General features: G+C 67.4%; 22 protein-coding genes. 11 read left to right on the plus strand and 11 right to left on the minus strand.

The features are described from left to right. Positions 1 to 6 precede the first annotated feature (6 nt). From DPM12_RS02105 to DPM12_RS02115, 3 genes are all read right to left on the minus strand, one after another. Positions 7 to 441 carry a YciI family protein gene (locus tag DPM12_RS02105; protein ID WP_112256577.1) on the minus strand — a complete coding sequence of 145 codons (435 nt, stop codon included), beginning with the start codon at positions 439 to 441 and terminating at the stop codon, positions 7 to 9. Positions 442 to 518: 77 nt separating this feature from the next. Next, complete coding sequence (locus DPM12_RS02110) at positions 519 to 1,292, minus strand: SDR family NAD(P)-dependent oxidoreductase (protein WP_211658234.1); 774 nt, start codon at positions 1,290 to 1,292, stop codon at positions 519 to 521. Positions 1,293 to 1,453: 161 nt separating this feature from the next. After that, entirely contained in the window at positions 1,454 to 1,786 is a 333-nt protein-coding gene (locus DPM12_RS02115; RefSeq protein WP_112256702.1) for an ArsR/SmtB family transcription factor, read from the minus strand. A gap of 77 nt (positions 1,787 to 1,863) precedes the next feature. Here DPM12_RS02115 and DPM12_RS02120 point away from each other — a divergent pair, with 77 nt between their 5' ends. Continuing rightward, positions 1,864 to 2,970, plus strand: a complete 1,107-nt coding sequence (locus tag DPM12_RS02120) for a flavin-containing monooxygenase (RefSeq protein ID WP_112256578.1) — start codon at positions 1,864 to 1,866, stop codon at positions 2,968 to 2,970. Positions 2,971 to 2,972: 2 nt separating this feature from the next. Continuing rightward, positions 2,973 to 4,259: an MFS transporter gene (locus DPM12_RS02125; protein WP_211658235.1), complete on the plus strand. Its 1,287-nt coding sequence runs from the start codon at positions 2,973 to 2,975 to the stop codon at positions 4,257 to 4,259. Positions 4,260 to 4,325: 66 nt separating this feature from the next. Here DPM12_RS02125 and DPM12_RS02130 read toward each other — a convergent pair whose 3' ends face one another. Continuing rightward, positions 4,326 to 5,102: an IclR family transcriptional regulator gene (locus tag DPM12_RS02130; protein ID WP_112256579.1), complete on the minus strand. Its 777-nt coding sequence runs from the start codon at positions 5,100 to 5,102 to the stop codon at positions 4,326 to 4,328. A 316-nt stretch (positions 5,103 to 5,418) separates the two neighbouring features. Here DPM12_RS02130 and hutH point away from each other — a divergent pair, with 316 nt between their 5' ends. From hutH to hutI, 5 genes are all read left to right on the plus strand, one after another. Further along, a complete protein-coding gene (gene hutH / locus DPM12_RS02135; RefSeq protein ID WP_112256580.1) occupies positions 5,419 to 7,032 on the plus strand; it encodes a histidine ammonia-lyase in 1,614 nt (537 codons plus the stop codon). 35 nt (positions 7,033 to 7,067) lie between these two features. Then, positions 7,068 to 8,732 carry a urocanate hydratase gene (locus tag DPM12_RS02140; protein WP_112256581.1) on the plus strand — a complete coding sequence of 555 codons (1,665 nt, stop codon included), beginning with the start codon at positions 7,068 to 7,070 and terminating at the stop codon, positions 8,730 to 8,732. Positions 8,733 to 8,766: 34 nt separating this feature from the next. Beyond that, positions 8,767 to 9,996, plus strand: a complete 1,230-nt coding sequence (locus tag DPM12_RS02145) for an allantoate amidohydrolase (protein WP_211658236.1) — start codon at positions 8,767 to 8,769, stop codon at positions 9,994 to 9,996. Continuing rightward, positions 9,993 to 11,396 (plus strand): formimidoylglutamate deiminase, encoded by a 1,404-nt coding sequence (locus DPM12_RS02150; protein ID WP_112256583.1) that lies wholly within the window; start codon positions 9,993 to 9,995, stop codon positions 11,394 to 11,396. Before DPM12_RS02145 ends, DPM12_RS02150 begins: the two co-directional genes overlap by 4 nt. Positions 11,397 to 11,465: 69 nt before the next feature. After that, a complete protein-coding gene (gene hutI, locus DPM12_RS02155) occupies positions 11,466 to 12,656 on the plus strand; it encodes an imidazolonepropionase (RefSeq protein ID WP_112256584.1) in 1,191 nt (396 codons plus the stop codon). Positions 12,657 to 12,699: 43 nt separating this feature from the next. Here the strand turns inward: hutI and DPM12_RS02160 are convergent, their stop codons facing one another. Further along, positions 12,700 to 13,338: a CGNR zinc finger domain-containing protein gene (locus tag DPM12_RS02160; protein ID WP_211658237.1), complete on the minus strand. Its 639-nt coding sequence runs from the start codon at positions 13,336 to 13,338 to the stop codon at positions 12,700 to 12,702. A gap of 30 nt (positions 13,339 to 13,368) precedes the next feature. Here DPM12_RS02160 and DPM12_RS02165 point away from each other — a divergent pair, with 30 nt between their 5' ends. Continuing rightward, on the plus strand, positions 13,369 to 14,598 hold the full coding sequence (locus tag DPM12_RS02165; protein ID WP_112256586.1) for an MFS transporter: 1,230 nt from the start codon (positions 13,369 to 13,371) through the stop codon (positions 14,596 to 14,598). Between the two features lie 8 nt (positions 14,599 to 14,606). On the opposite strand, the gene DPM12_RS02170 is transcribed toward DPM12_RS02165, so the two are convergent. The 5 genes from DPM12_RS02170 to DPM12_RS02190 all read right to left on the minus strand — a co-directional run bounded on the left by DPM12_RS02170 (position 14,607) and on the right by DPM12_RS02190 (position 20,618). Beyond that, positions 14,607 to 15,008: a VOC family protein gene (locus DPM12_RS02170; protein WP_112256587.1), complete on the minus strand. Its 402-nt coding sequence runs from the start codon at positions 15,006 to 15,008 to the stop codon at positions 14,607 to 14,609. A gap of 159 nt (positions 15,009 to 15,167) precedes the next feature. Next, on the minus strand, positions 15,168 to 17,327 hold the full coding sequence (locus tag DPM12_RS02175; protein WP_112256588.1) for a hypothetical protein: 2,160 nt from the start codon (positions 17,325 to 17,327) through the stop codon (positions 15,168 to 15,170). 16 nt (positions 17,328 to 17,343) lie between these two features. Next, positions 17,344 to 18,114: a carbohydrate ABC transporter permease gene (locus tag DPM12_RS02180; RefSeq protein WP_342778735.1), complete on the minus strand. Its 771-nt coding sequence runs from the start codon at positions 18,112 to 18,114 to the stop codon at positions 17,344 to 17,346. 145 nt (positions 18,115 to 18,259) lie between these two features. After that, a complete protein-coding gene (locus tag DPM12_RS02185) occupies positions 18,260 to 19,240 on the minus strand; it encodes a carbohydrate ABC transporter permease (protein WP_112256590.1) in 981 nt (326 codons plus the stop codon). Between the two features lie 61 nt (positions 19,241 to 19,301). Continuing rightward, positions 19,302 to 20,618 carry an ABC transporter substrate-binding protein gene (locus DPM12_RS02190; RefSeq protein ID WP_112256591.1) on the minus strand — a complete coding sequence of 439 codons (1,317 nt, stop codon included), beginning with the start codon at positions 20,616 to 20,618 and terminating at the stop codon, positions 19,302 to 19,304. A 428-nt stretch (positions 20,619 to 21,046) separates the two neighbouring features. Here DPM12_RS02190 and DPM12_RS02195 point away from each other — a divergent pair, with 428 nt between their 5' ends. The 3 genes from DPM12_RS02195 to DPM12_RS02205 all read left to right on the plus strand — a co-directional run bounded on the left by DPM12_RS02195 (position 21,047) and on the right by DPM12_RS02205 (position 24,369). Continuing rightward, complete coding sequence (locus DPM12_RS02195; protein WP_211658238.1) at positions 21,047 to 22,438, plus strand: glycoside hydrolase family 5 protein; 1,392 nt, start codon at positions 21,047 to 21,049, stop codon at positions 22,436 to 22,438. 86 nt (positions 22,439 to 22,524) lie between these two features. Then, entirely contained in the window at positions 22,525 to 23,250 is a 726-nt protein-coding gene (locus DPM12_RS02200; protein WP_112256592.1) for a class I SAM-dependent methyltransferase, read from the plus strand. Positions 23,251 to 23,322: 72 nt separating this feature from the next. Beyond that, positions 23,323 to 24,369, plus strand: a complete 1,047-nt coding sequence (locus tag DPM12_RS02205; protein WP_211658239.1) for a phosphotransferase — start codon at positions 23,323 to 23,325, stop codon at positions 24,367 to 24,369. A gap of 101 nt (positions 24,370 to 24,470) precedes the next feature. On the opposite strand, the gene DPM12_RS02210 is transcribed toward DPM12_RS02205, so the two are convergent. Next, a complete protein-coding gene (locus tag DPM12_RS02210; protein WP_112256593.1) occupies positions 24,471 to 24,896 on the minus strand; it encodes a pyridoxamine 5'-phosphate oxidase family protein in 426 nt (141 codons plus the stop codon). Positions 24,897 to 24,921 lie beyond the last annotated feature (25 nt).

Raw genomic sequence — 24,921 nt, forward strand, 5'->3', positions numbered from 1 at the left:
CACCGGTCACTCGGTCGCCGTCTCCGACCCCCGCATGTCGATACGTTCCAGCTGTTCCCGGATCTCCGGTGTCACGAGATCGTCGAAGTCCGCTGCCTCCGCGACGGGACGGATCTCCACGACGCCGTCCTCGGCGTCCGGGTTGGGACAACGCTTCACCCATTCGATGGCCTCGTCCATCGACGCGACCTGCCACAGCCAGAACCCCGCCACCAGCTCCTTCGTTTCGGAGAACGGCCCGTCGACCACGGTGCGCCGGGTGCCGGAGAATTCCACCCGGGCCCCTTCGGAGCTGGGTTGCAGGCCATTGGCCGCGAGCAGCACGCCCGCCTTCTCCAGCTCCTCGTTGTACTTCGCCATCGCTGCCATCAGTTCTTCGCTGGGCTGCGAGGTTCCTGCCTCGTACCCCTCGTTGGCCTTCACCATCACCAGAACGCGCATCGCTGTCTCCTCATCGATATATAGGTGCCTTCACCAGTTCCAGAATCGCCACCACCGTGATCGCGTGGTCGGCGAGCTCAATCCATCATCGCCCCGGCTGACATGTTGACCGCCGTCGCCGTCAACGAACGGGCCCGATCCGACGCGACGAAGGCGGCGACGTTTCCCACGTCCTCCAGCGTCGCCCGTTCGCCGAGCAGCGCCGGCGGCAGGCCGGCGACGATCTGGTCCCGGTTGGGGAAGTCTTCGGGAATGGTCTCGGGTATGCCCGCCGACTTCAGGGTGACGACGCGGATGCCATACGGACCAAGATCGCACGCCCACTGCCGGCGCAGGCTTTCGATCGCATCAAGGGCGACCACGAACCCTCCCAAACCCGGCATCGTCGTCGCGCCAGCGCCTCCGAAGGCGAGAACCACGCCGGAGCGTTGTCTCATCATGTGCCGGGAAGCGGCTTTCGTGGTCAGGAAGTGCGTCCGAACCGCCGTGGTGACGGGTTGGAGAAAGTCCGCGACGGAGATCTCCGGCAACGGCTGCTGGACGTCTCCGAGCCCGATGACATTGACCGAGATATCAACATGCCCGGCCTGTGCGGCGATGGCGTCGACGTAGGCGTTGACCGCCTCTTCGTCGGTGACGTCGACGGTCCCGACGTCGGCCATGCCGCCTTTCGCCCGTATCCCGTCGGCCAGCGGCTCGAGCTTGTCCCGAGTCCGTCCACCCAGGTAGACACTGGCTCCTTCACGAGCAAAGGCCCGCGCGATAGCCCCGCCGATTGCCCCGGCCGCGCCGTAGATCACGGCGACTTTTCCTTCTAGCACCATGCCGAGCCGTCCCTTCTGTGTTGTCATGCGGCTTCGTCAAGACGTCGACCGGACGGCACGCATTTCGACAGTGACGGCACGAAAATGAAGTGACATGCGTCACACCAACACGACGGAAGGTCAGCCAGGCCAAAGCACGGTTCACGGCACCACCATCGACCGCGCGGGCACTCGAGGCGCCCGAAACGCTAGCAGCAGACCTCGAGATACGCCTGTAGTTCGGCCAGCGCCCGGCGGATTCCGTCCCGGTCACCCCGATACCGGATCACCTTGCCGTCCCGCCGAGCGGTCACCATTCCCCCGCGGCGCATGAGCGCCAGCTGTTCCGAGGCGGTGGACTGTCCCAGCCCGGCACGCTCGGCCACTTCGCCGACCGACAGCTCCGCCCCCTGGAAGAACAGCATCATGATGCGCTGCCGGGTCGGGCTGGCCAGGGCCTTGAGGAAATCGTGGGTGTCCGAGCTGAGTTCGACCGGGACTTCGCCTGCGCCATCGGCCTCAACCGCGACCGCCTCTGCCATGTCATCGACCTCCTCTCGACCACTGTAGGGCGAGTAGTTCACTTTGACATTTCGCGAAATGACGATATGTTGCGTTCATGGCTTCTCCCACCACACCCGTGATCATCATCGGCGGCGGACAGTCGGGCCTTGCCGCCGCCAAGGCCGCACTCGACGCCGGACTTCGCCCCCTGATCCTGGAGGCCGGCGAGCGACCCGTCGGTTCGTGGCCGCACTACTACGACAGCCTCACGCTGTTCTCCCCCGTCGAGTACAACGCGCTCTCCGGCGTCCCGTTCCCGGGAACGCCGGACACCTATCCCCACCGCGACGACGTGGTCACCTACCTGGCCCGCTACGCCGCGAACCTGGACGTCGAGATCCGCACCAGAACCCGGGTGACCGGTGTCGACACTGACGGCGAGGGCTTCGTCGTCCACACGGACGACGGACAGGAACTCGGCGCCGCCGGGGTCGTGGCCGCCAGCGGGTCCTTCACCAACCCGATCATGCCCGAACTCCCGGGACAGTCCGGCTTCACCGGGACGATCCTGCACGCCGCGCAGTACCGCCATCCCGCACCATTCGCCGGCCAGCGCGTCGTCGTCGTGGGTGCGGGCAACTCAGCCGTGCAGATCGGCGACGAGCTGGCACGGGTCACGCCGACGACGCTCGCCAGCCGCGCCCCCGTGCATTTCGTCGACCAGCGCCGGCTCGGCAAGGACATCCACCACTGGCTGCACACGACCGGCCTCGACTTCCTGCCGCCCGCGTGGCTGGCCCACATGTTCGGCCACACTCCGGTCATCGACACCGGCAACTACCGCGAGGCCGTCGAATCGGGCCTGCTCCCCCGCCGGCCGATGTTCACCGCATTCGACGGCGATCACGTGGTATGGGCAGACGGCACGCGCGAGCACGTCGACGCGGTGATCTTCGCCACCGGGTACCGGCCCGATGTCGCCTATCTCCAGCAGCTGGGTGCGCTGCACACCGACGGAACGCCACAACACGTCGGCGGCATGTCGACCACGCATCCCGGCCTCGTCTACGTGGGCCTGGAGTTTCAACGTTCCTTCTCGTCGAATACGCTGCGGGGAGTACATCGGGACGCGGAGCATGTCATGCGACCACTGGCTGCACACATCACCAAAGCCGCGGCCGGCATCAACCCCCAGCCCGCGATCAGCCGTACGGCGTCCTGATCGTGACAGCATCCCAGTACCCCACCGGCGCCGCACCGCGGGGCATCCTCGACCGGGCAGGGCGGCACCGCGTCCTGCTCACGTTGTGCGTCACCGAGACGGTCAGCTACGGCGTGCTCTACTACGCGTTTCCCGTGCTGCTGACCGACATCGGCGCGGAAACGGGATGGTCGAGGACGTCGCTCACGGCGGCCTTCTCCGTCGGCTTGCTGCTTGCCGCGGTCCTCGGAATTCCGGCCGGGAGGTGGCTGGATCGGCACGGGCCGCGCGCGCTCATGACGGCGGGCTCGGCCCTCGCCGCGCCCTCTGTCGTGCTCGTCGCGCTCGCACCGAACGTCCCCGTCTTCACCGCGGGGTGGATCCTGGCCGGGGTCAGCATGGCCGGGGTGTTGTATCCGCCCGCTTTCACCGCAATTGCGCGCTGGTACGGCGCGGAACGCGTCAAGGCACTGACCCTCCTCACCCTCGCTGCCGGGCTGGCAAGCACGATCTTCGCCCCGTTGACCGCGTTCCTGTTGGAGCACCTCGGCTGGCAGGACGCGTACATCGCACTGGCCGCGATCCTGGCCGGCATCACGGTGCCCGGACATTGGTGGGGCCTTCGCGGCCCGTGGCCCGCGCGCGAGGCGAGCACTCACCCGGTAACGACGGCCCGGTCAGCGGAGCACGAGGACACCCGTCTACGACCCACGGACCCGGCCCGCATCGCGCGCAGCGTGCCGTTCGTCATGCTGGTGATCGCCATCGCGCTGGGGTCGCTCACCGCCTTCGCCGTGGTGATCAACCTGGTGCCGATGCTCGTCGAGCGCGGCATCGACACCGGAACCGCATCCCTGGCTCTCGGCCTCGGCGGTCTCGGCCAGGTAGCCGGGCGTCTCGGCTATCCCCTCCTGACCCGGCGCACCGGCGTGCGCGCGCGCACGATGCTGATCCTGCTGGCCGTCGCGCTGACAACGATCCTCCTCGGGGTCCTGACCGCCGTGGTGGCACTGATCGCAGCGTCGATCGTCGCTGGAATGGCCCGCGGCTTGATACCGCTGCTCCAAGCCACGGCCGTGGCCGACCGCTGGGGAACGGCACACTATGGCCGGCTGACCGGGATTCTCTCCGCCCCGATCACCGTCACCATGGCACTGGCGCCGTGGTCGGGATCGGTCACGGCCGACATCGTGGGCGACTATTCCACCGCGTTCCTCGTGCTGGCCGCCCTGGGACTCATCAGCGCGGCTGTGGCTCTGCTCAGCGTGCCACGGGGTGCACCGGAATCCGAACACCGAACCAGTGGATGAGCCGGCAACCGGCCGAAACGTCACAGCACGCGGGGGCGTCGTCGCTAGCTCGCGGGCACACCGTCGCTAGCTCGCGGGCACGCCACCGACCCGGCGGGTCAGCTCCTCGCTCGCACGCGTGATGCGGGCGGCGAGCCGGGGCCATCGCGCCTGCCCCACCGCCTCCTGCCGGAACGTCACGGCGACAGCGGCCACCGGGTAGCCGGTGTGATCGTGTGCGGAGACTCCGATCGAGGCGAGCCCCGGCGTCACCTCGCCCTGCTCGGTGGCATACCCGCGGCTTCGGGCATCGGCGAGCACCGAGCGCAGCGCCGACAGGCTGCGTGGACCGACCCCGTGCCGATCGGCAAACGCCGAAGGGTCTGGGAACAGGGCACGTACCTGCGCGGACGCCAGGTCGGCCAGGATGGCCCGGCCGCTGGCGGTCAGGTGGGCAGGCAGCCGCACACCCACCTCTGTGACCAGCGGCGGGCTTCCCGGTGCCCGCTCCTCAAGGAGATAGAGCACTTCCCGGCCGTGCAGGACGGCCAGATGACCTCCGTGCCCGACATCGTCGACCAGACGGGCGAGCACGGGGCGCGCCAGCCGGGCGAGCGGCTCCTGCCGGGAGTAGGCCGTACCCAGCTCGAAAACCCCGATGCCCAGGCCATAACGACGTTCCTCCGGCAGATGCATCACCAGCCCGTCCCGTTCGAGCTCGGCGAGCAGGTGATAAACGGAGGACCGGGGCAGGTCCAGCTCCGCCGCCAGCGCGGCCGCCGGCATCGGGCCACCGTGCCGGGCGAGCTGGCGCAGGATCCGTACCCCATTCCGGAGCGCCGGCACCCGGCTGCTCTCACCCATCGGCCCCCTCTCCTCGCGCTCCCGGCGACCCGGCTGCTGGACGGTCCGGCTGCTAGACGGTCCGGTTCCCGGGCGACCCGGCTCCCGACGTCCAGCCGGCGAGCCGACGAATCCGACCGGCGAGCCGGCGCCATGTGTCTGGTATCTCAGACACTATCTCGCGTATCCGTATTTCACCGCCGGCAGTTGTGCGCTGCAATGGCTGATAGATGCACCGGGTACCGCAGTCCCGTTCACGCCGTGATCGTGTGTCGATCACAGGAGCATCCGGCGCCCACGATCGACGACAGATGATCTCACGTAGCTGGAGTAACCGATGATCGTTTCGGACCAGGACACGCATGTCGCCGTCGGCACCGGACCCCTCGATGCCGATGCCGTCGTCGCGATTGCCCGGCACGACGCCCGGGTGTCCCTCACCACCGAGGCGTGGGAGGCGATCGCGGCCAGCCGTGCCATCATCGCCGAACTCGCCAGTGACGACGCCGCCCACTACGGCGTGTCCACCGGTTTCGGGGCCCTCGCCACCCGTCACATCCCGCCCGAACGACGCAGCGCTCTCCAGCTGTCCCTGATCAGGTCGCACGCCGCCGGATCCGGTCCGGAGGTGGAGCGGGAGGTGACCCGCGCGCTGATGGCGTTGCGTCTCTCGACCCTCGCCACCGGGCACACCGGGGTGCGGCCGGAGACCGCGCAAGCCCTCGCGGACCTGCTCAACCATGGGTTGACGCCGGTGGTTCACGAGTACGGCTCACTCGGCTGTTCCGGCGATCTGGCCCCACTCGCCCATTGTGCGCTCGCCCTTCTTGGCGAGGGGTCAGTGCGAGACGCGGCCGGTCAGCTCCTCCCCGCCGGTGACGCGCTGGCCGCGGCCGGGCTGCAACCCGTGACCCTCGCCGAGAAGGAAGGCCTGGCCCTGGTCAACGGCACCGAGGGGATGCTCGGCCAGTTGATCCTCGCTATCCACGACCTCGAAATCCTGCTGACCCACGCCGACATCGCGGCGGCCATGAGCGTCGACGCGCTGCTCGGTACCGACGCCGCGTTCGCGACCGATCTCATCGCCATGCGCCCGCACCGCGGCCAGGCCGACTCTGCTGCCAACCTGCGCACCCTGCTCGCCAGCTCGGAGATCATGGCCAGCCACCGCACACCAGAATGCACGCGCGTCCAGGACGCGTACTCGCTGCGGTGCTCACCTCAGGTGCACGGCGCCGCCCGCGACACGGTGCGGCACGCGCGCGACGTTGCCGAGCGTGAGCTGTCGGCACCGATCGACAATCCGGTGATCACGCCTGACGGCCGGGTCGAGTCCAACGGGAATTTCCACGGTGCACCCCTGAGCTACGTCCTGGACTTCCTGGCCATCGCCGTGGCCGACGTCGCCAGCCTCTCCGAGCGCCGCACCGACCGGATGCTCGACGCCACGCGCAACCACGGCCTGCCGGCGTTCCTCGCCGACGATCCCGGCGTCGACTCCGGGCACATGATCGCCCAGTACACCTCGGCCGGAATCGTCTCCGAGTTGAAGCGGCTGGCGGCTCCGGCATCGGTGGACTCCATCCCGTCGTCGGCGATGCAGGAAGACCACGTGTCCATGGGGTGGGCCGCCGCACGCAAGCTGCGCCGCGCCGTCGACGGTTTGACTCGCGTCCTCGGCATCGAACTGCTGACCGCCGCCCGCGCGCTTCAGTTGCGCGCCCCGCTGAGGCCATCCGCCCCGATCGCGGCCGCCTGCTCGGCCATCCGGGGGGATGGTCACGCCAGTTCGACATCCGACGACGAGTCGGCACCCGCCCACAACAGACCAGCGGTTTCCGAACCCGGACCGGATCGGTTCCTCACTCCCGAGATCGACACCGTCGTCGCTCAGATCCGGGCCGGAACGCTGCTCGAAGCTGTCCAATCCACCGTCGACACGGTGTACTAGGGCCAACGAGTCCCGCACGGCACGAGGAGCCCACGATGACCACTTCCGGCGCTCGAACCGTTCGCGCTCCGCGCGGCACCACGCTCACTGCCCGCAGCTGGCAGGCCGAAGCGCCGCTGCGGATGCTCATGAACAATCTCGATCCCGACGTCGCCGAACGGCCCGATGAACTGATCGTCTACGGCGGCACCGGCAAGGCCGCCCGGGATTGGGCCAGCTACGACGCGATCATCCGCGAGCTGAGTACCCTCGGCGACGACGAGACACTCCTGGTGCAGTCGGGCAAGCCCGTCGGTGTGCTGCGGACGCACGAGTGGGCGCCACGCGTGCTCATCGCCAATTCCAATCTCGTGGGCGACTGGGCTACCTGGCCGGAGTTCCGCCGGCTGGAGCAGCTCGGTCTGACCATGTACGGGCAGATGACGGCGGGGTCGTGGATATACATCGGCACCCAGGGAATCGTGCAGGGCACCTATGAGACATTCGCCGCTGTCGCGGCCCAGCGGTTCGGCGGGGATCTGGCCGGAACGCTCACCGTCACCGGCGGGTGCGGTGGCATGGGCGGAGCGCAACCCCTGGCCGTCACGCTGAACGGTGGTGTGTGCCTGATCGTCGAGGTGGACGAGGCCCGGCTGGCCCGCCGCATGCGGCAGCGCTATCTCGACACCTACACCGACGACCTCGACGACGCGATCCGCCAGGCCGAGGACGCCAAGCGCGACCGCCGGGCGGTGTCCATCGGGCTGGTCGGCAACTGCGCCACGGTCCTGCCGGAGTTGTTGCGCCGCGACGTCGCCGTCGACATCGTGACCGACCAGACGTCGGCGCACGATCCGCTCGCCTACCTGCCCGAGGGCATCCCGGTGGAAGAGTGGCACGAGCACGCCGCCGCGCAGCCCACGGAGTTCGTTGCCCGGGCACGCGCCTCGATGGCGAGACACGTCGAGGCGATGGTCGGCTTTCTCGATGCGGGCACGGAGGTGTTCGACTACGGCAATTCCATCCGCGACGAGGCTCGCCAGGGCGGGTTCGAGCGGGCCTTCGCCTTCCCCGGTTTCGTTCCGGCCTACATCCGGCCCCTGTTCTGCGCGGGCAAGGGCCCGTTCCGCTGGGTGGCGCTCTCCGGCGATCCGCGTGACATCGCGGCCACCGACGAGGCCGTGCTGGAGCTGTTCGACGACGATCACCTGCGCCGGTGGATTCGCGCGGCGCAGGATCGCATCGCGTTTCAGGGGTTGCCCGCCCGGATCTGCTGGCTCGGACACGGCGAGCGGCACTTGGCAGGTATGCGGTTCAACGAGATGGTCGCCGACGGACGCATCTCGGCACCCGTGGTCATCGGGCGAGATCACCTCGACGGCGGCTCGGTGGCATCACCGTATCGGGAGACCGAGGGCATGGCCGACGGCTCGGACGCGATCGCCGACTGGCCACTGCTGAATGCACTGGTCAACACGGCGTCAGGCGCGTCATGGGTGTCCATTCACCACGGTGGAGGGGTGGGCATCGGCCGATCCATCCACGCCGGACAGGTCAGCGTCGCCGATGGCTCCGAGCTGGCCGCGGCCAAGCTGGAGCGGGTACTCACCAACGATCCCGCCACGGCTGTCCTGCGCCACGTCGACGCCGGGTACAAGGGCGCCGCCGAGGCCGCGAGCGAGCGCGGACTTGCCGCTCCCATGATCGTCAACGATCGGTGACACCACGATGGACGCAATCGTCGATGGAAGGGCGATGCACGAGTTCGACCGGATGTGGGCCGAGCTCGCACCCATCGGCCGCCGGGCCGACGGCGGGTACCGGAGATTCGCGTGGACACCCGAGGACGCCGAGCTGCGCGAATGGTTCGCTGCCGAAGCGGCCCGGCGCGCACTCGATATCACTGTCGACCGCGCCGGGAACCAGTGGGCATGGTGGGGCGATCCAGATGCCGGCACTCCGGGCGTGGTCACGGGCAGCCATCTCGATTCGGTACCCGGGGGCGGCGCGTATGACGGCCCTCTCGGTGTCGTGTCCGCATTTCTGGCGATCGATCTCCTGCGCGAGCAGGGCAGGAAACCACGGCGCCCGATCGGTGTAGTGAATTTCGCCGACGAGGAGGGCGCCCGGTTCGGCGTCGCCTGTGCCGGGTCACGGCTGCTCACCGGCCAGCTCGAACCGGCACGGGCGCTGGCGCTCGCCGACGACGACGGCGTGTCCATGGCCGAGGCGATGCGGCGTGCGGGCTTCCCTGCGGATCACGTGGGCACCGATCCCGAGGCATTGCGGCGCGTCGCCACCTTCGTCGAGCTGCACGTCGAGCAAGGGCGTGGGCTCGCCGATCTCGGCGCTCGGGTCGGGGTGGCAAGCATGATCTGGCCACACGGTCGCTGGCGGATCACCCTGTCCGGCCGCGCCAACCACGCGGGAACCACCCCGCTGGCCGAGCGCTGCGACCCGATGCTCGATCTCGCCACGCTGATTACCGAGGTCCGGGAAAGTGCGGGTCGGCATGGCGCCCTTGCCACCATCGGCAAGGTGCATGTCGAACCCAACGGTGTGAACGCGATACCGGCACGCGTGACAGCGTGGCTGGACTGCCGGGCAGCGGAGCAGGTAGCAGTAGAGGAGGTCGTGAACGACGTGGAGCTCGGGTTTGAGACCCGCATCAAGGCTGGCCTCAAGGGTGGCGTCGAGGCTGGCGTGGAACGTGAATCGTGGACACCGGCAACGGTCTTCGACACCGATCTTGCCGCACGGCTCGGCGTCGTCGTCGGCGGGCAGGACGGGCCGGCCGCGCCGCTGCTCGGCACCGGCGCCGGACACGACGCGGGCGTACTGAGCACGGCCGGCGTGCCCACGGCGATGCTGTTCGTGCGCAACCCCACCGGGGTGTCACACGCTCCTGACGAGCTGGCCGAGCGCGACGACTGTCTCGCCGGTGTCAGTGCCCTGGCACGATGCCTCGCGGAGCTGACGGCATGAGCGAACGATCACCGCGATCCTTCTGGGCCGAGCATGCGTGGGTCGATCCCTCGGTACCCGCCGCTGCCCACCCGTCGGCGCCCGGTACCGGCGAGCTTCCCACCCTGCGTCACGGGGTGCGGATCGTCGTCACCGATGGATACATCACGGCCGTCACCACCGGTGTCGATCCCGCCCCGGACGACGTTCGCCTGCCAGGCGTCACGTTTCCCGGCTTCGCCAACGCACACTCCCATGCCTTCCATCGTGCGCTGCGCGGGCGCACGCACGGCGACGGAGGTACGTTCTGGACCTGGCGCAACGCCATGTACGCGCTGGCGGAACGGTTGACACCGGACACCTACTACGCGCTGGCCCGGGCGGTATACGCCGAGATGGCGCTGGCCGGCTTCACCGCAGTCGGCGAGTTCCACTACCTGCACCACGCTCCGGACGGCGCCTCCTACGCCAATCCCAACGCGATGGGCTCGGCGCTGGCTCATGCTGCCGCCGACGCCGGAATCCGGCTCACTCTCCTCGACACCTGTTACCTGCGAGGCGGTTTCGACACCTCGCTGGAGGGGCCGCAGCGCCGGTTCGGGGACGGCAGCGTGGATCGATGGATCGCACGTGTCGAGGATCTACGCCCTGCTGTCATCGCCGGCGATCCCAGCGCCGTCGTCGGCGCTGCCGTGCATTCCGTGCGCACCGTGTCCGAGCCCGACATCCGTGCCGTGGCCGGATGGGCACGATCGGCGAACGTACCCTTGCACGTCCACGTCTCCGAGCAGGTCCAGGAGAACGAGTCCTGCCTGGCCGCGTATGGGCGCACGCCAGCTCGGGTACTGGCCGACGCGGGGGCGCTCGGTCCCGGCACAACGGCCGTTCATGCCACCCATCTGGACAGCGACGACATACGTCTGCTGGGAGAATCCGGCACGGCCGGGTGCGCCTGCCCGACAACGGAGCAGGATCTGGCCGACGGCATCGGGCCGATGCGCGAGTTGTCCACGGCGGGGAGCCCGATCTGTCTCGGCAGCGACCAGCACGTCGTCGTCGATCCGCTCGCGGAGGCGCGCCTGCTGGAGATGCACGAACGGCTGGCGAGCGGGCGGCGCGGAAACTTCTCTCCGGCCGAGCTCGTCGGCGCACTAACCCGTGATGGGTACGCCGCACTCGGGCGGTCCCAGGATGGGAGTATCGCTCCCGGGCGCGCGGCGGACGTGGTGACGATCGACGCCAATTCGGTGCGGGGTGTCGGATCGCAGCCGGAGCAGCTCGTGTTCTCGGCGGCGGGGGTGGACGTACGATCAGTGATCGTCGGGGGTGAAACGATCGTCGACCGAGGAATTCACCGATTGGGTGACGTCACCGACCTGCTCCGCGAGAGCATCGAAGCCGTCTGGAACACCCCCTTCTGATGATCATGAACACTATCGTGCGTCAGAAGGCAGCTTAGTGTTCATGATCATCGGGAGAGAGGAGGAAGCGTGAGCACGACTCTCATCACCGGGATCAGCGAGCTCGTCACCATGGACCCTGCCCATGGCCCCGCACCCAGCGCTGCCACGCGCCCGCACCTGGGTGTCATCGAACGAGCCGCGATCGTGGTCGACAACGATGCGGTGCTCTGGAGCGGCCCGCAGTCCACCGCACCCGACGCGGACGAGCACGTCGACCTGGGCGGCCGGGCCGTCATCCCCGGGTTCGTCGACTCGCACACCCACATCGTCTTCGCCGGTGATCGATCCCGCGAGTTCGAAGCCCGGATGGCCGGGGACCCCTACGACGGCGGCGGCATCGCGACGACGATGGCGGCCACCCGTGACGCGGACGAGCCGACGCTCGCCGCCAACGCACGTTCCCTCCTGACCGAGATGCACGAGCAGGGCACCACCACCGTGGAGATCAAGAGCGGCTATGGACTGAGCGTCGCTGACGAGGTCCGGATGCTCCGCGCCGCCGCCACGCTGACGCCCGAGACAACCTTCCTCGGCGCGCACGTCGTTCCTCCCGAATACCGCGACGATCGCGCCGCGTACGTCGATCTGGTCAGCGGACCCATGCTCGACGCATGCGCGCCGTATGTCCGCTGGGCAGACGTGTTCTGTGAGCCGGGCGCACCCACCGCCTTCGACGCCGACGAGTCCCGCGCCGTGCTCACCGCAGCTGGCAAGGCCGGGCTCGGGCTGCGCGTCCATGCTGGTCAACTGGGCCCTGGCCCCGGCGTCGCACTCGGCGTGGAACTCGGAGCCGCCAGTGTCGATCACTGCACGCACCTCACCGACGCCGACATCACCATGCTCGCCGAGGCCGCTCCCGACGGACCGGTCGCGACGCTGCTTCCCGGTGTCGAATTTTCCACCCGATCCCCGTACCCGCAGGCGCGCCGGCTCCTCGATGCCGGCGTGCTCGTGGCGCTGGCCACCGACTGCAACCCGGGCTCCAGCTTCACCTCCTCCATGCCGTTCTGCATCGCGCTCGCCGTGCGGGATATGGGAATGACCGCCGCCGAGGCGCTCTGGGCAGCCACCGAAGGCGGTGCCCGCGCGCTGCGCCGGACCGATGTCGGCAACCTGCGTCCGGGATCCCGGCCGCATCTGTGCGTTCTCGACGCGCCGTCGTACCGGCACCTGCCCTACCGTCCCGGCGTGCCGATCGCCTCCACGCTCGAACTGTGAGCGCAGCAGCGTCATAGGCATCGGCATTTCAGGCCTCGGGATTTCAGGCCTCGTGGTCACGGGCATCGGCCGGACGCAGGCGGCTACGATGACGTGCCACCCTGGCCCGGTTCGCGCAGCGCTCCGAGCAGTATCGGCGTGCACCGCCCCGGCCATCGCCGACGAAATACCGGCGGCAACCGCTGGCTTCGCACCGGCCCCAGGTGATCCGTCCGTGTTCCTGGAGACACATCGCCAGCGCCAGTGCGCTGCTGGCAAGCAGCCACGTCCCCCAACCCGCGTCGTCGGGATCGACGTGCAGATGCCACGGGCTACCGTCGTGCCGCGACAGGCGCGGGCGCGCCCCCACCTCGTCGAAGAGGTCGTTGAGTGCCTGCGCTGCACGATCGACCTCGCCGATGCACAACAGCGCCCGCAGCCGATCCAGCGAACGCAGCAGCTCAACCACATCCGAGCTTTCCAGCCGATCGAGCGTCTCGCCGTGCGCACGTAAGACGTCCACGAGGCGCCCGGCGAGCTCGTCGACATCCACGCCCTCGAACGTGCCGGGTTCGCCGTCCGCACGGGTCGCCGTGGTCGCGCCGACGCCGTCCGGCGCGCCGATCTCCGCGCCGATCTCACGGAGGTCCGGGACCACGTTCGCCAGGGCTTCGAGCCGCTGCAAGGGCCGGATCGTATCCACCCCTCCCAGGTTACTGTAACGTGCCATTTAATGAACCCATTACATCGGACTTCTCGAGGCCTGCGCTGTCCCCTGCCGGTCTCCTACCTCGGCACCGCTTTGCTGAGCCGGACCGCGACCGAAGGCGCTCCCGTCGTGCTCGTGTTACTCGTTCTAGAGCGAACCGGCGACGCGTGGCTCGGCGGGTTCGTGGTCGCGGCAATGACCTTGCCGCACGTCGTCACAGGTCCACTCACCGGGCACCTCCGGGACCATCTCGGCCGGCCCGTTGCCGTCACCGCCACAGCGATCACGATCACGGCCGCGGCCATCGCCACCCTCGCCGCCGTCATCGGCCACGTGCCCTGGCCCGTCGTCACTGTTACCGCGCTGCTGGCCGGGGCCGCCGTCCCGCTGCTTCTCGGTGGCCTCTCCAGCATGGTCGGTGGCCTCGCCCCACCCGAACACCAGCGCGCCGCGCACGCTCTCGACTCCGCGACCTACAACGTGGCAGGCGTCAGCGGCCCAGCACTCGGGGCGGGCATCACGGCATACGCGTCCGCGGCCACAGGCGTGATCTCCCTCGCTGTACTCGCGGCTATCGGAGCGCTGACGTGCACCGCCATCCCGCAGCCGGGGACTCGCCCATCGGCTTCCAGCCGCGGCAGCATGCTCGATGGGTTCCGATTCCTCTGGGACGTCCGAGAGCTCCGGACCACGACGGCAGCGACGACGCTTGCCCACGGAGGGCTGGGCGGGCTGGACGTGATCGCTCCGCTGCTGGCCGTCCACCTGGGTGCGCAGGAAAGCGCGGGCGGGCTCTTCCTGTCCGCGTTCGCCGCAGGCGCGGGCGTCGGCTCGCTGGCCATGGCCCTTCGGTGGGCCAAACGAGTGCCACCGATTCCCGTGGTGCTCGGTAGCCTCCTCTTGATGGCTTCCGGCCTGGGGCTCGCAGCGCTCGCCACATCCGTCCCGGCCGCCACCGCGCTCTTCGCCCTCGCGGGATTCGCCGACGGGCCGCTGCTCGCGACGACACTGCACGTGCGCACGACAGCAAGCCCGCCGGAGGCTCGGACCCAGGTGTTCATGGTGGGGGCGAGCCTGAAGCTCACCTTCGCCGCCGCGGGCTCGGCCATCTTCGGACTCGCCGCGGGCGCGGGCGGGCAGTCACTTGTCCTCGCTGTCGCGTTCGTCGTCGCCGCCTCCGCCCTTCCCTGCGTCGGGCGGCACCGGCATCCGCCGTCTCGTGGCCGCGATCAATCAGTCTCACGGCCAGCATGAAAACACGGTTACGACGGATCGACCGGCAGCGCGGCAAAGAGATCGACGCCGTTGCCGTCGGGATCGAGCACGGTGGCGTAGCGCTGGCCCCAGAACGCGTCCCACGGCTCGTGCCGCCCCCGATAACCGGCGTCGACCAGCTCCTTGTACATGGCGTCGACATGCCCCGGGTCGTCGCATTCGAAGGCGAGGCCGATCTGGCTCGCGCCGGGTTGTTCGTAGGCAGGGTCGAACGAGCGGATGGTTTCCACGGTGTCCCAGGCCAGCCGGATGCCGCCGCGCAACTCGACCTCGACGTGCGGCTGTTCGTCGGCCTCGGCAGGGATATCGAGCCCCAGCCTGCGATAGAAGGTGAGTGAACGGCTCATGTCGGCGGTGACCAATTCGATGACCGTCATGCGTGGTGTCATGCCGGACACGATAGGGCCGGGCACCAGACCCCGTCTTGAACGAATCGGACATCGAGCCCGATGCACGAGGAGCACATCTTGTTGGGTCTGTGGAACGTCCAGAGCCGGATTGTGGTCCCTGGCCGTTCCACAGACCCAACAAGTCGACACAGAGACGTCTCACGGACTCGGCATGAGCCCTTCCCATCTGACCGTCCACGATCCGTCGTCCGGAAAGCCGGGTGCATGCACGCCCGCGTGTATCCCGTCGACGCCATCCCATCCAGCCGCCATGAGGGCGATCGCGGCCAGCAACCCGCCATTCCCCGGCAGGTACAGCGGCAGCGACGGCGTCTGCCAGTTGTGCCCGTTGGGGAGGTACTCATTCTTCGCCACGTCCATGGCCAACGCCGACAACGCCAGCTCCGGCTGGCCCAGCCTGGTCGCACACATCGCGATGACCGGGTAATCCCACCCCCAGGTACTGGCCCAATCCCAGTCGCGCAGGACGTCCTCAAGCGTGGGCCGCATCACCGCAGGGTCGATCAATCGGGTCCGGGGGAGAAAACCCAGCCCGCACAGCATCGAGGGATGGTCCGTACGCAGGGTGTACGGCTCGACATCTATGGCCGAGTAGACACCAGCACGCTGGTGTGGACGTACGAGACCGCGCGCCACCTCGGCCCACCGGGCACGTCGATCCAGGCCGAGCCGATCGCGCCATCGCGCCGCCGTTTCCAGGCCCCATTGCCAATAGGCGAGCTCGAACGTCGGGTTGGACAGCCGCCCGCGCATCGAGGCGTAGGACTCCTGCGCCGGGATCAACGGGGGCCCGAGCTCGAATCCACGCGATGTCTCTGCGGCAAAGCTCGCCATGAACTCCGCCGTCTCGAAGACGATCTCGGCGTATGCATCCAGAATGTCGCGCGACGGCTTCGCCCGGTACAGCAGTTCAGCCAGGTAAATGGGGTGCGGCTGCTGCCAGATCAGGAATGGACCGACCGGGCTCGGGCTTTCCCGCGCATCCGGACCCACCTGTTTCGGCCAGCGCACCCCGGCGTACCCCTGCCGTTCGGCCATTTCCCGGCCGGCCTTCATCGCCGTGCGGTACCACGCCATGCTCCGTTCGAGCAGTTCCGGGCGGCCCCAGAGCGCGAAGTGCGCGGCATGCCACCAGTGCATTTCCAGGTGGAATCGCCCATACCAGGAATTGCACACCAGTCCGGTCTCTTGCGGGGGCAACGAGCCGGAGCAGTTAATCGCGGTCAGGTACTGCGAGAGGACGATGCGGCGTTCGAGCTCGTGTGCTCGACCGTCGGAGCTCCCGGCAAGCTCCACCGCGCCGCCGGTCGACCAGAAGCGGGACCAGTGCTCGGCCGCTGCGGCAGCCACCTGATCGACAGGAGGCGGCAAGGACGGCGACCGGCCTTGCGCTCCCGGCACACCTGCGGGCGCATCGCTCGTCGTCGGCCCGGCCCGGGTGAAGGCGATCACCAGGTCGAGCCGATCCGAGCCCGTCGACAGGCGGAGCTCGTGTTGCCCGAGGCGTTCCAGCGTGCCCTCGGGATGCGCTGTCACCGTGACGTCGTACCGGGCAGTGTCGAGGTGCCGGGCGATTCGCCACCCACCGTCCACGCGCTCGACCGTCGTCGTGTGGGCAGCTGGACGGGCCCAGTCCGCCGCGTCGTGCCACTGCTCCGACCCGTACGGAAACGTCATCCGGACAGCCAGCCGTCCCGCCCGCAAAGCTGCCGACTCGATACGCACACCCAGCGAGTCCTCGGCAGGGTGGCAGACCGTCTGAACCCGCACCACATCACCGTTCACGGTGAACGTACTGCGCAAGAGTCCGTGCCAGAGGTCCAGCTCCTGCCGAACACCCGTGAGGTCCGCCAGGCCGGCGGTCACCGGAGTGCCCGCCGAGTCGAGGAACTCCAACCCGATACGGCCGAGATCGAGCCGATGCGGGTTGGCCCGGAGCCACCGTTCGGTCTCCGAGGCGGCGCGCTCGCCTTCGCCGCCGATCGTGCCGATCATGTCGACGTAGGGAACCCGCCCGGTCGGAGTGTCGTACTCGACCAGGACCTCGTCGAGCTGGTGCTGGTCACCGCCGGGTGTGGAGTGCCACGCCCACTGTGCCTGGGTCCCCAGCAGGGTGCCGTCCGGTTCGCCACCGCGGCCAGCCACTCGATACCACTCGGGGAAGGTCTGCAAACCCGTGATGTCAGCGGTGAAGCACAGTTCGCCGTTGCCGACAGACAGCGGCGATCGTACGTCGGCACCCTGCAACACCACGTTGTGACGTCGGACGAGGGCGCGACGGTCGATGACCGCCCCCATGTTCCAGTACACCTCCCTACTTGATACCCGTCGTCGCGATGCCACGGACGAGGTATCGCTGCCCGGCGAGGAAGAACCCGAAGATGGGACCGAGTGCCACAACCGACATCGCGAACAGCGGCCCCCATGACGACTCACCCTGCGAGTCCATGAACGTCCGCAGTGCCACCGGAACCGTGTACATGTCCGGATCGGTCAGGAAGACCAACTGGCTGAAGAAATCGTTCCACACCCAGATAAACGTGAAGATCGCCGTGGTCGCCAAAGCGGGTGTGCACAATGGCATGATCACTCGCCAGAAGATGCGCCAGTGCCCGCACCCGTCAATGCGGGCGGCGTCATCCAGCTCGCGCGGCAGTCCACGGATGAACTGGACCATCAGGAAGACGAAGAACGCATCGGTGGCCAGGAACTTCGGCACGATCAGCGGATAATACGTGTTGATCCAGTCCAGCTCCGAGAACAGGATGTACTGCGGAACGATCACCACATGGACCGGCAACATGATGGTGCCCAGCATGGCTGCGAACAGGACCTTCTTGAAGCGGAATTCCAGGCGGGCGAACCCGTAGGCGGCCATGGAACACGTCAGCAGGTTGCCGAGCACCGAACCGGCAACGACGATCCCGGAGTTCAGCAGGTAGTGATGGAAGGGCTCGGCGAGCGCATTCCACCCTTCGGTGTAGTTCGTCATGTCGAGCGCGCTCGGAATGATCGACGGCTCCCGGAAGATCAATTCCGTTGGCTTGAATGAGCTCGACACCATCCACAGCAGCGGATACAGCATCGCGAAGCCGAAGAGGATCAGCACGACATGCTTGCCGAATCGCCTCCGGGCATCACCCGGGCGCTTGGATGCCCCCGCCGTTCGGTCTCCTGGCTGCTCCGTGCCGTCAGCCGGCTCGGGCGCCGGGCTGGAAGATTTTTCGAGATCAGTCGCCATAGTGCACCCACCGCTTCGCTGCCCAGAAGTTCACAACGGTGAATCCCGCAATGAGCACCAGCAAGAACCATGCCAACGCGGAGGCGTAGCCCATCTCGAAGGACCCGAACCCGCGCTGATAGACGTACAACGTGTAAAAGAGGGTGGCGTCCGACGGGCCACCGGTTCCACCGCTGATCACGAACGCCTGCGTGAAGGTCTGGAACGCGCCGATGAGCTGCAAGACGAGATTGAAGAAGATGATCGGGGTCAACAGCGGAATGGTGATCCGCCAGAACTTCGTGAATCCGCCCGCGCCGTCGACCTCGGCAGCTTCGTAATACATCGTGGGAATCTGCCGCAGGCCGGCCAGGAAGATCACCATCGGTGATCCGAATGTCCACACGTTCAACACGATGAGCGTGCCCAGCGCGTAGTCGGGGTGAGACACCCATGCCTCACCTTCGATGCCAACCATCGCGAGGACCTGGTTCAGCAGCCCTTCGGTGCCGAACACCTGACGCCACAGGATCGCGATCGCCACGCTCGTGCCCAGCAGCGACGGCAGGTAGTAGACCGAACGATAGATCGCCAGACCACGGACGCCCCGGTCCAGGAAGAACGCCAGCGCCAACGCCAGCGCAAGCTGCAACGGCACCGAGACCAGTACGTACGTGACCGTCACCTGCAACGCGGCGTAGAAACGCTCGTCTTCGAACATCCGGCGGAAGTTGTCCAGCCCGATCCACTCCGGCGGCTCCAGGAGGCTGTACCGGGTGAACGACAGATAGAGCGACGCGAGGATCGGGCCGATGGTGATGCCGACCAGCCCGATGAACCACGGTCCCAGGAAGATGAAGACGGCACGCCCTTCACGTTTGGCGAGGGAGCCGCGCTTGCGCCGGTGGCGGTCCACGAATCCGGCCGGGGAACCGCCACCGGCGATGTCGCCCGTCTCGCTCTCCGACGGCCGCTGAGTCGTCTCAGACATTGCCGTCCCGCGATCCGCACGCATGTGCCTCACTCATGGCGTCAGACATGGCTAACCGCCCTCAGCCTTGGTCGATCTCTTCGGCCACGCGCTCCACGAACTGTGATGCCGCATCAGCCGTGCCGACCCGGCCGAAGAGCACCTCGTCGTTGAGCCGTTCGAGGATGAACGGGGTCTCGGTCGACCCGGTAGGGCCAATGATCAGCGCATCGCCGACCTCGGGAGTCACCTCCGCCACGAATTCCGATTGCACCGTTGTGTCCTCGTCGAGTTTCGGCGTGATGGCCTCGAGCACTTCCGAGTTCGCCGGGATACCCCGGTCCGCCTTCGTGAACTCTGCGGCTTCCACGCTGTTGACCAGGAAGTCGACCAGCTGAGCGGCTTCCTCGGGGTGATCGGTGTTGGCACCGATCGCATAGACCTGGGACGCCTGCAACCACATCCCCGGAGCCTCGTTCGAGGTTTCACCCGGCGCTCGCAAAAGCTCCAGCGGCGCTCCGGACGCGCTCCGCAAGGCGTTGAGCTGGTTGCTCCAGTCGAGTTGCATTCCGGCCAGGCCCCGTCCCATGAGTGTCTGCTCGGGCGCCGCCTGTCCAGCGAGCTCGGCAGTGATCGATGCCGGGGGTGTGGCGCCGGATTCGCTCATGGCGGAGGTCATGTCCCACCAGTCCTGCACCGTCTCTTCACTGATGCCGACCTCGCCGTCTTCCGTGTACAGCGACTCGCCACGCTGCCGCGAGTACAGATCCAGGGCGTCCGATCCCGTCGGATCCACGGCTCCATACGTGTCATCCGGCGTGTTGTCGGAGATCTCCTGGGCGATCTCGACGAAATCGTCCCAGGTCCACGTATCATCATCCGGCATCTCGACACCGGCTTCCTCGAACACCTCGGGGTTGGCCACGACGGCATACGTGTTGACACCCGTGGGGACGCCGTATTGGACGCCGCTGAAGAATCCGTTGCTCAGCGCGGCCTCGTCGATGTTGTCGAGCGAGAGGTGCTCTTCCACGGTCGAGAGGTCGAGCAGCGCTCCACGATCACCGTATTCGCGGGGATAGGCGCCACCCAGGGTGAAAACGTCTGGGGCGTCGTCCGCGGCGACACTGGTGGCCAGACGATCGAAGTACGAGTCGAAGTCCACGCTCTCCGGCTCGATGCCGATGTTCGGGTTCTCCTCGGTGAACACGTCGATGGCCTGTTGCGTGAGCTCGGCGCGTTCCTGGTTGCCCCACCATGCGAAGCGCAGGGTCACGTCACCACCAGCTTCCGCGGAATCCGAATCGCCACCACACGCGGTGACCATGAGCAGCGTCGTCACCATCGCGCATCCGGCTGCCCGGCGCCCGAAAGCCCGCGCGTCATTGCAGCGCATCATGTCTTCCTCCTCGTCCTGCCTCGATGGCGTCAAACCATCTGGTCTACGGGGCCGCGCGGCTCGCTGTTCATGTCGTTCGCCGCGGCGGGCCAACGCCAGCCCCAAGGTCTTTGAACCGCTTTCACGGCACCCGCGACCCGTGAAAGACGTGACGCCCAGCTGCTGATCTGCACGAATGGCTCGGCCACAGCGAACGACCTCCTCCACTAGCTCCGGGTGTGTTACCGGTTTCTCAAAATGGCACGAAATTTGAAACGGTACAAGACCTTGTGACAGGATCGTTTCACGAACAGCAGTTTTTTGCCAGACGATACGAGGAACCGGTTTCAACGATTCAATGTCGTGGGCTGCCGACCCCAGGCTCCCGACTCCAACCACCCGCCATCTCCAACCCGCCCCACCGTCCCTACACATCACCGGAGCCCCACGTGACTTCTCTCCCCTGGATCCACGTCGAAGAAGGCCGCCTCGCCGACGACGCGGGACGGACAGTCGTGCTGCGCGGAGTCGGTCTCGGCGGCTGGATGAACATGGAGAACTTCATCACCGGATACCCGGGCACCGAGTCACAGGCCAGGGCTTCGATGCGAGCGAACCTCGGCGCCGAGGGCTACGAGCGGTTCTTCGCACGATTCATGCGGGATTTTTTCAACGACGACGATGCCCAGCTGGTGGCGTCGCTCGGCATGAACTGCGTGCGGGTCCCGTTCAACTACCGGCATTTCGAGGACGACGACCAGCCGTTCGTGCTCAAGGACGACGGGTTCGGCCTACTCGACCGCATCATCGAGATCTGCGCCCGGCACGGGATCTACACCATCCTCGATCTCCACGCTGCGCCCGGCTGCCAGAACCACCATTGGCACAGTGACAACCCCACCCATGTCCCGCTCTTCTGGCAGCACCGGCACTTCCAGGACCGGGTGGTGCACCTCTGGGAAGCCCTGGCCGAGCGCTACCGCGACACCCCGGCCGTGGCCGGCTACAACCCGCTCAACGAGCCCGCCGACGAATCGGGCTCCGTCATCGGCCCGTTCTACGAGCGCCTCGAGAAGGCCATCCGAGCGGTGGACCCGAATCACGTTCTCTTTCTCGACGGCAACCGCTACTCCAGTGATTTCTCCACGTTCGAGGAGCCGTTCGACAACACGGTCTACACCGCCCACGACTATGCCTTGCCCGGCATCGCCCGGGTGAGCGAGTACCCGGGGATCACGAGGGGCGAGTATTTCGACCGTCACGTCGTGGAACAGACCTTCTTGCGCCGCACCGAGTTCATGCGGCGCACCGGGACACCGATCTGGATCGGCGAGTTCGGACCCATCTACACCGGTGATCCGGTACGCGACCAAGCGTGTTATGAGCTCCTGCGCGACCAACTGGACATCTACCGCGCGCACGACGCCAGCTGGTCATTGTGGACCTACAAGGACATTGGCCGGCAGGGTCTGGCTCACGTCCCCGAGGACAGCCCTTACATCCGGCAGATCGCCCCGTCGCTGGAGCAGAAGACCAGGCTGGGCACCGACTCCTGGGGCGGCTCGGATGCGAACATCCGTCACGTCATGGAGCCAATCGAGAAACTGATCGCCGACGAATTCCCGGACTTCCACCCGTATCCGTGGGGCCAGCGCCAGTGGATACCCCTGCTGATCCGCAACATCATGCTCGCCGAGCCCGCTGCGGAGTACTTCGGGCGCTGCTTTCAGGGGCTCAGCCCCGAACGAGCTGAGGAGCTGGCATCCTGTTTCGCGCTCTCCTCCTGCCATGTCCGCACCGAACTGGCCGCGGTGCTACGTGATCACCTCATGAGTGGATGAGCCGATGGGCACTTGTTGGGTCTGCGGAACGTCCAGAAGGCAAAATCCGGCTCTAGACGTTCCGCAGACCCAACAAGTGGAGACAGGTGCTCGCCGGGCGCGCCGACAGCGGCGGCCTGTCCTGGAACTATGCTGACCTGGCCCGCGATGCCGTGCGCCGCGCCACGTCCGTGTTGGACATCGACACGGGTGGCGGCGAGATGCTGGCAGATCTGCTCACGGGGCACTCGGCGCCGCCGAACACGATCGCCACGGAGCCGTATCCGCCGAACGTGCCCCGAGCCCGACAACGGCTGGCAGGGCTACCGGTAGACGTCCGGCCGGGAACTGCCACGGCACTCCCCGTGGCCGACGACGACATCGATCTCGTCCTGAACCGGCACGGGGGACTCAATGCGAGTGAGATCGTGCGCGTCCTCGCGCCGGGCGGTGTCCTTCTCACCCAGCAGGTCGGCAGCCGCAACGACATCGAGTTCAACGAGGCGCTCGGAGTATCGCCTGCCATCGACCTGGAGGCCCACACCCTTCGGTCCACCGTCGCCGCGTTCGAATCGGCCGGGTTCGTGGTCGACATCGCGTACGAGGAGTTTCCCGTCACCCGATACCGCGACGTCGGCGCGGTCGTGTACCAGCTACGCGCCGTCCCCTGGCAGGTGCCGGGATTCGACATCGACATGTTTGACGCGCGCCTGCGTGACATCGATACCCATATCCGCAGATCCGGAGGTTTCGCCGTCACGAGCCACCGGTTCCTGATCCGGGCGCACAAGGCAACCGAGTATCAACAGGATGTGAACCGGACCATCGGATGACACTCGGAGCGCGCGCAGCCGATCGGGAAAATCGATGGTTTGGGTGCGGAGCACCTGCCTACGATTCCCGCCGTGTCCGATCACGAACGTGTGCGCGCGTGGGTGCACGAAGATTTCGGCATCGAGCTGGAGAACCTCGACCTGGTAGGAGCGGGTGCCGACCTCGCCGCCCAGACGTGGTGTGGCAGCGCCCCCGACGGCGAGAAGTACGCGGTCAAGTGGAGCGGCGGCCGGACACCGACCGGTCTGCTGCTGTCGGCTCACCTCGCCCGATACGGCGTTTCCGGTGTCGCCGCACCAGTGCCGACCCTCGCGGAAGGGCTGTGGAGCAGCCGCGCCGGCCGCCGGCTGTCCGTGGTGCCGTGGGTATCCGACGTCGGGGCGCTGGACACCGAGATGACCGCAGCACACTGGGGATCGTACGGCGAGTTGCTGTCCGAGGTGCACCGTACGCCGGTGACCGATGCCGTCGCCGAGCTCCTGCCGCACGAGGACTACACCCACGACCGCTGGAGCACTGCCGTGCGCGGCCTGCACCGCCGGCTGAACACGCCCGACCACGAGGCGATGGAACCGCCAACCTCTGATGATCATCTCACGCATTCGCTAGCCGGTGCGTGGCACGATGCCGCAGACCTCATCATGACGCTTCTCGACCACGCCGATCAGCTAGGCGAGACGCTCCGCGGCACGCCGGCACCCCGCGTCATCTGCCACGGCGACGCCCACCTGGGGAACGTTCTGATCGACCAGCACGCCGGCACGTGGCTCATCGACTGGGACGACGCCGTCATCGCGCCGGCAGAACGCGACCTCATGTTCGTCGTTGGCGGTGGAGTACTGCCGTTCGCGCCCGTAAGCGAGCACGAACGGTCGTGGTTTTTTGACGGCTACGGTGCTGCCGAGATCGACCCTGCTCGCCTGGCCTATTACCAGTGCACCCGCGCGCTCGAGGATCTCGCCGAGACCGCGGAGCAGACCATCGACGCGGAGCGATATACCGACGACGAACGCGCCGACGCCCTCGCCCTCTTCCACGGGGTGCTGGCTCCGACCGGCCTGGCGCGCTTCGCGCTCGCATCTCTGCACGAGCTCGGCCTGACAAGCACGACTATTTGATCACCACACCTCGCCGAGCGCTGCTCGTGACGTGCACCGCACCACCAAGCTCAGCGACACGACCAGGGTTCAGCGAGGTGGGCCGTCGATGAAGATGCTCATCAGAAGGCGCCCAGGTCAGACGAGAACCAGCGTTCTGGACGCATGAAGATCACGACCTGGTCCCCGTGTTCGGACTTCGATATCTCCATGAAGGGACCTGCTTTCTCCTCCGGCAGATAGCGGTGGGCAAGCTCGGCCAGCAACGCGTCGGTCATGGGCACGGTCCGGGTGACCGGACCCTCGACGGATACGTAGCGCACCGTCGGTTCGACCCGCTGGACCATCAGCGAGAAGCGACCGGCAGCCTCGATGAGCCCGGTCTTCCTCCCTGTGCTCTGGGTGAGGATCCAAGCCTCGCCGCCGGGCGAATACTGGTACCAGATCGGCACCGTCAGTGGACCGCGGTCCGCTCCGGCCGCCACGGAGAGCGCGGCGACGTGGGGCTGGGCGAGAAACCGTTCGCGTTCATCGATGGAAAGAGCCATGTCCGAAACGCTAGCGTCCCGGTCC

It is taken from the genome of Phytoactinopolyspora halophila (assembly GCF_003287285.1).
GTDB lineage: Bacteria > Actinomycetota > Actinomycetes > Jiangellales > Jiangellaceae > Phytoactinopolyspora_A > Phytoactinopolyspora_A halophila.

Coding starts and splice junctions, on each gene's coding strand:
- DPM12_RS02105 (WP_112256577.1), bottom strand. CDS start 441: ATGCGCGTTCTGGTGATGGTGAAGGCCAACGAGGGGTACGAGGCAGGA.
- DPM12_RS02110 (WP_211658234.1), bottom strand. CDS start 1,292: ATGACAACACAGAAGGGACGGCTCGGCATGGTGCTAGAAGGAAAAGTC.
- DPM12_RS02115 (WP_112256702.1), bottom strand. CDS start 1,786: ATGGCAGAGGCGGTCGCGGTTGAGGCCGATGGCGCAGGCGAAGTCCCG.
- DPM12_RS02120 (WP_112256578.1), top strand. CDS start 1,864: ATGGCTTCTCCCACCACACCCGTGATCATCATCGGCGGCGGACAGTCG.
- DPM12_RS02130 (WP_112256579.1), bottom strand. CDS start 5,102: ATGGGTGAGAGCAGCCGGGTGCCGGCGCTCCGGAATGGGGTACGGATC.
- hutH (WP_112256580.1), top strand. CDS start 5,419: ATGATCGTTTCGGACCAGGACACGCATGTCGCCGTCGGCACCGGACCC.
- DPM12_RS02140 (WP_112256581.1), top strand. CDS start 7,068: ATGACCACTTCCGGCGCTCGAACCGTTCGCGCTCCGCGCGGCACCACG.
- DPM12_RS02145 (WP_211658236.1), top strand. CDS start 8,767: ATGCACGAGTTCGACCGGATGTGGGCCGAGCTCGCACCCATCGGCCGC.
- DPM12_RS02150 (WP_112256583.1), top strand. CDS start 9,993: ATGAGCGAACGATCACCGCGATCCTTCTGGGCCGAGCATGCGTGGGTC.
- DPM12_RS02165 (WP_112256586.1), top strand. CDS start 13,369: ATGAACCCATTACATCGGACTTCTCGAGGCCTGCGCTGTCCCCTGCCG.
- DPM12_RS02170 (WP_112256587.1), bottom strand. CDS start 15,008: ATGACACCACGCATGACGGTCATCGAATTGGTCACCGCCGACATGAGC.
- DPM12_RS02175 (WP_112256588.1), bottom strand. CDS start 17,327: ATGGGGGCGGTCATCGACCGTCGCGCCCTCGTCCGACGTCACAACGTG.
- DPM12_RS02180 (WP_342778735.1), bottom strand. CDS start 18,114: ATGCTGTATCCGCTGCTGTGGATGGTGTCGAGCTCATTCAAGCCAACG.
- DPM12_RS02185 (WP_112256590.1), bottom strand. CDS start 19,240: ATGTCTGAGACGACTCAGCGGCCGTCGGAGAGCGAGACGGGCGACATC.
- DPM12_RS02190 (WP_112256591.1), bottom strand. CDS start 20,618: ATGATGCGCTGCAATGACGCGCGGGCTTTCGGGCGCCGGGCAGCCGGA.
- DPM12_RS02210 (WP_112256593.1), bottom strand. CDS start 24,896: ATGGCTCTTTCCATCGATGAACGCGAACGGTTTCTCGCCCAGCCCCAC.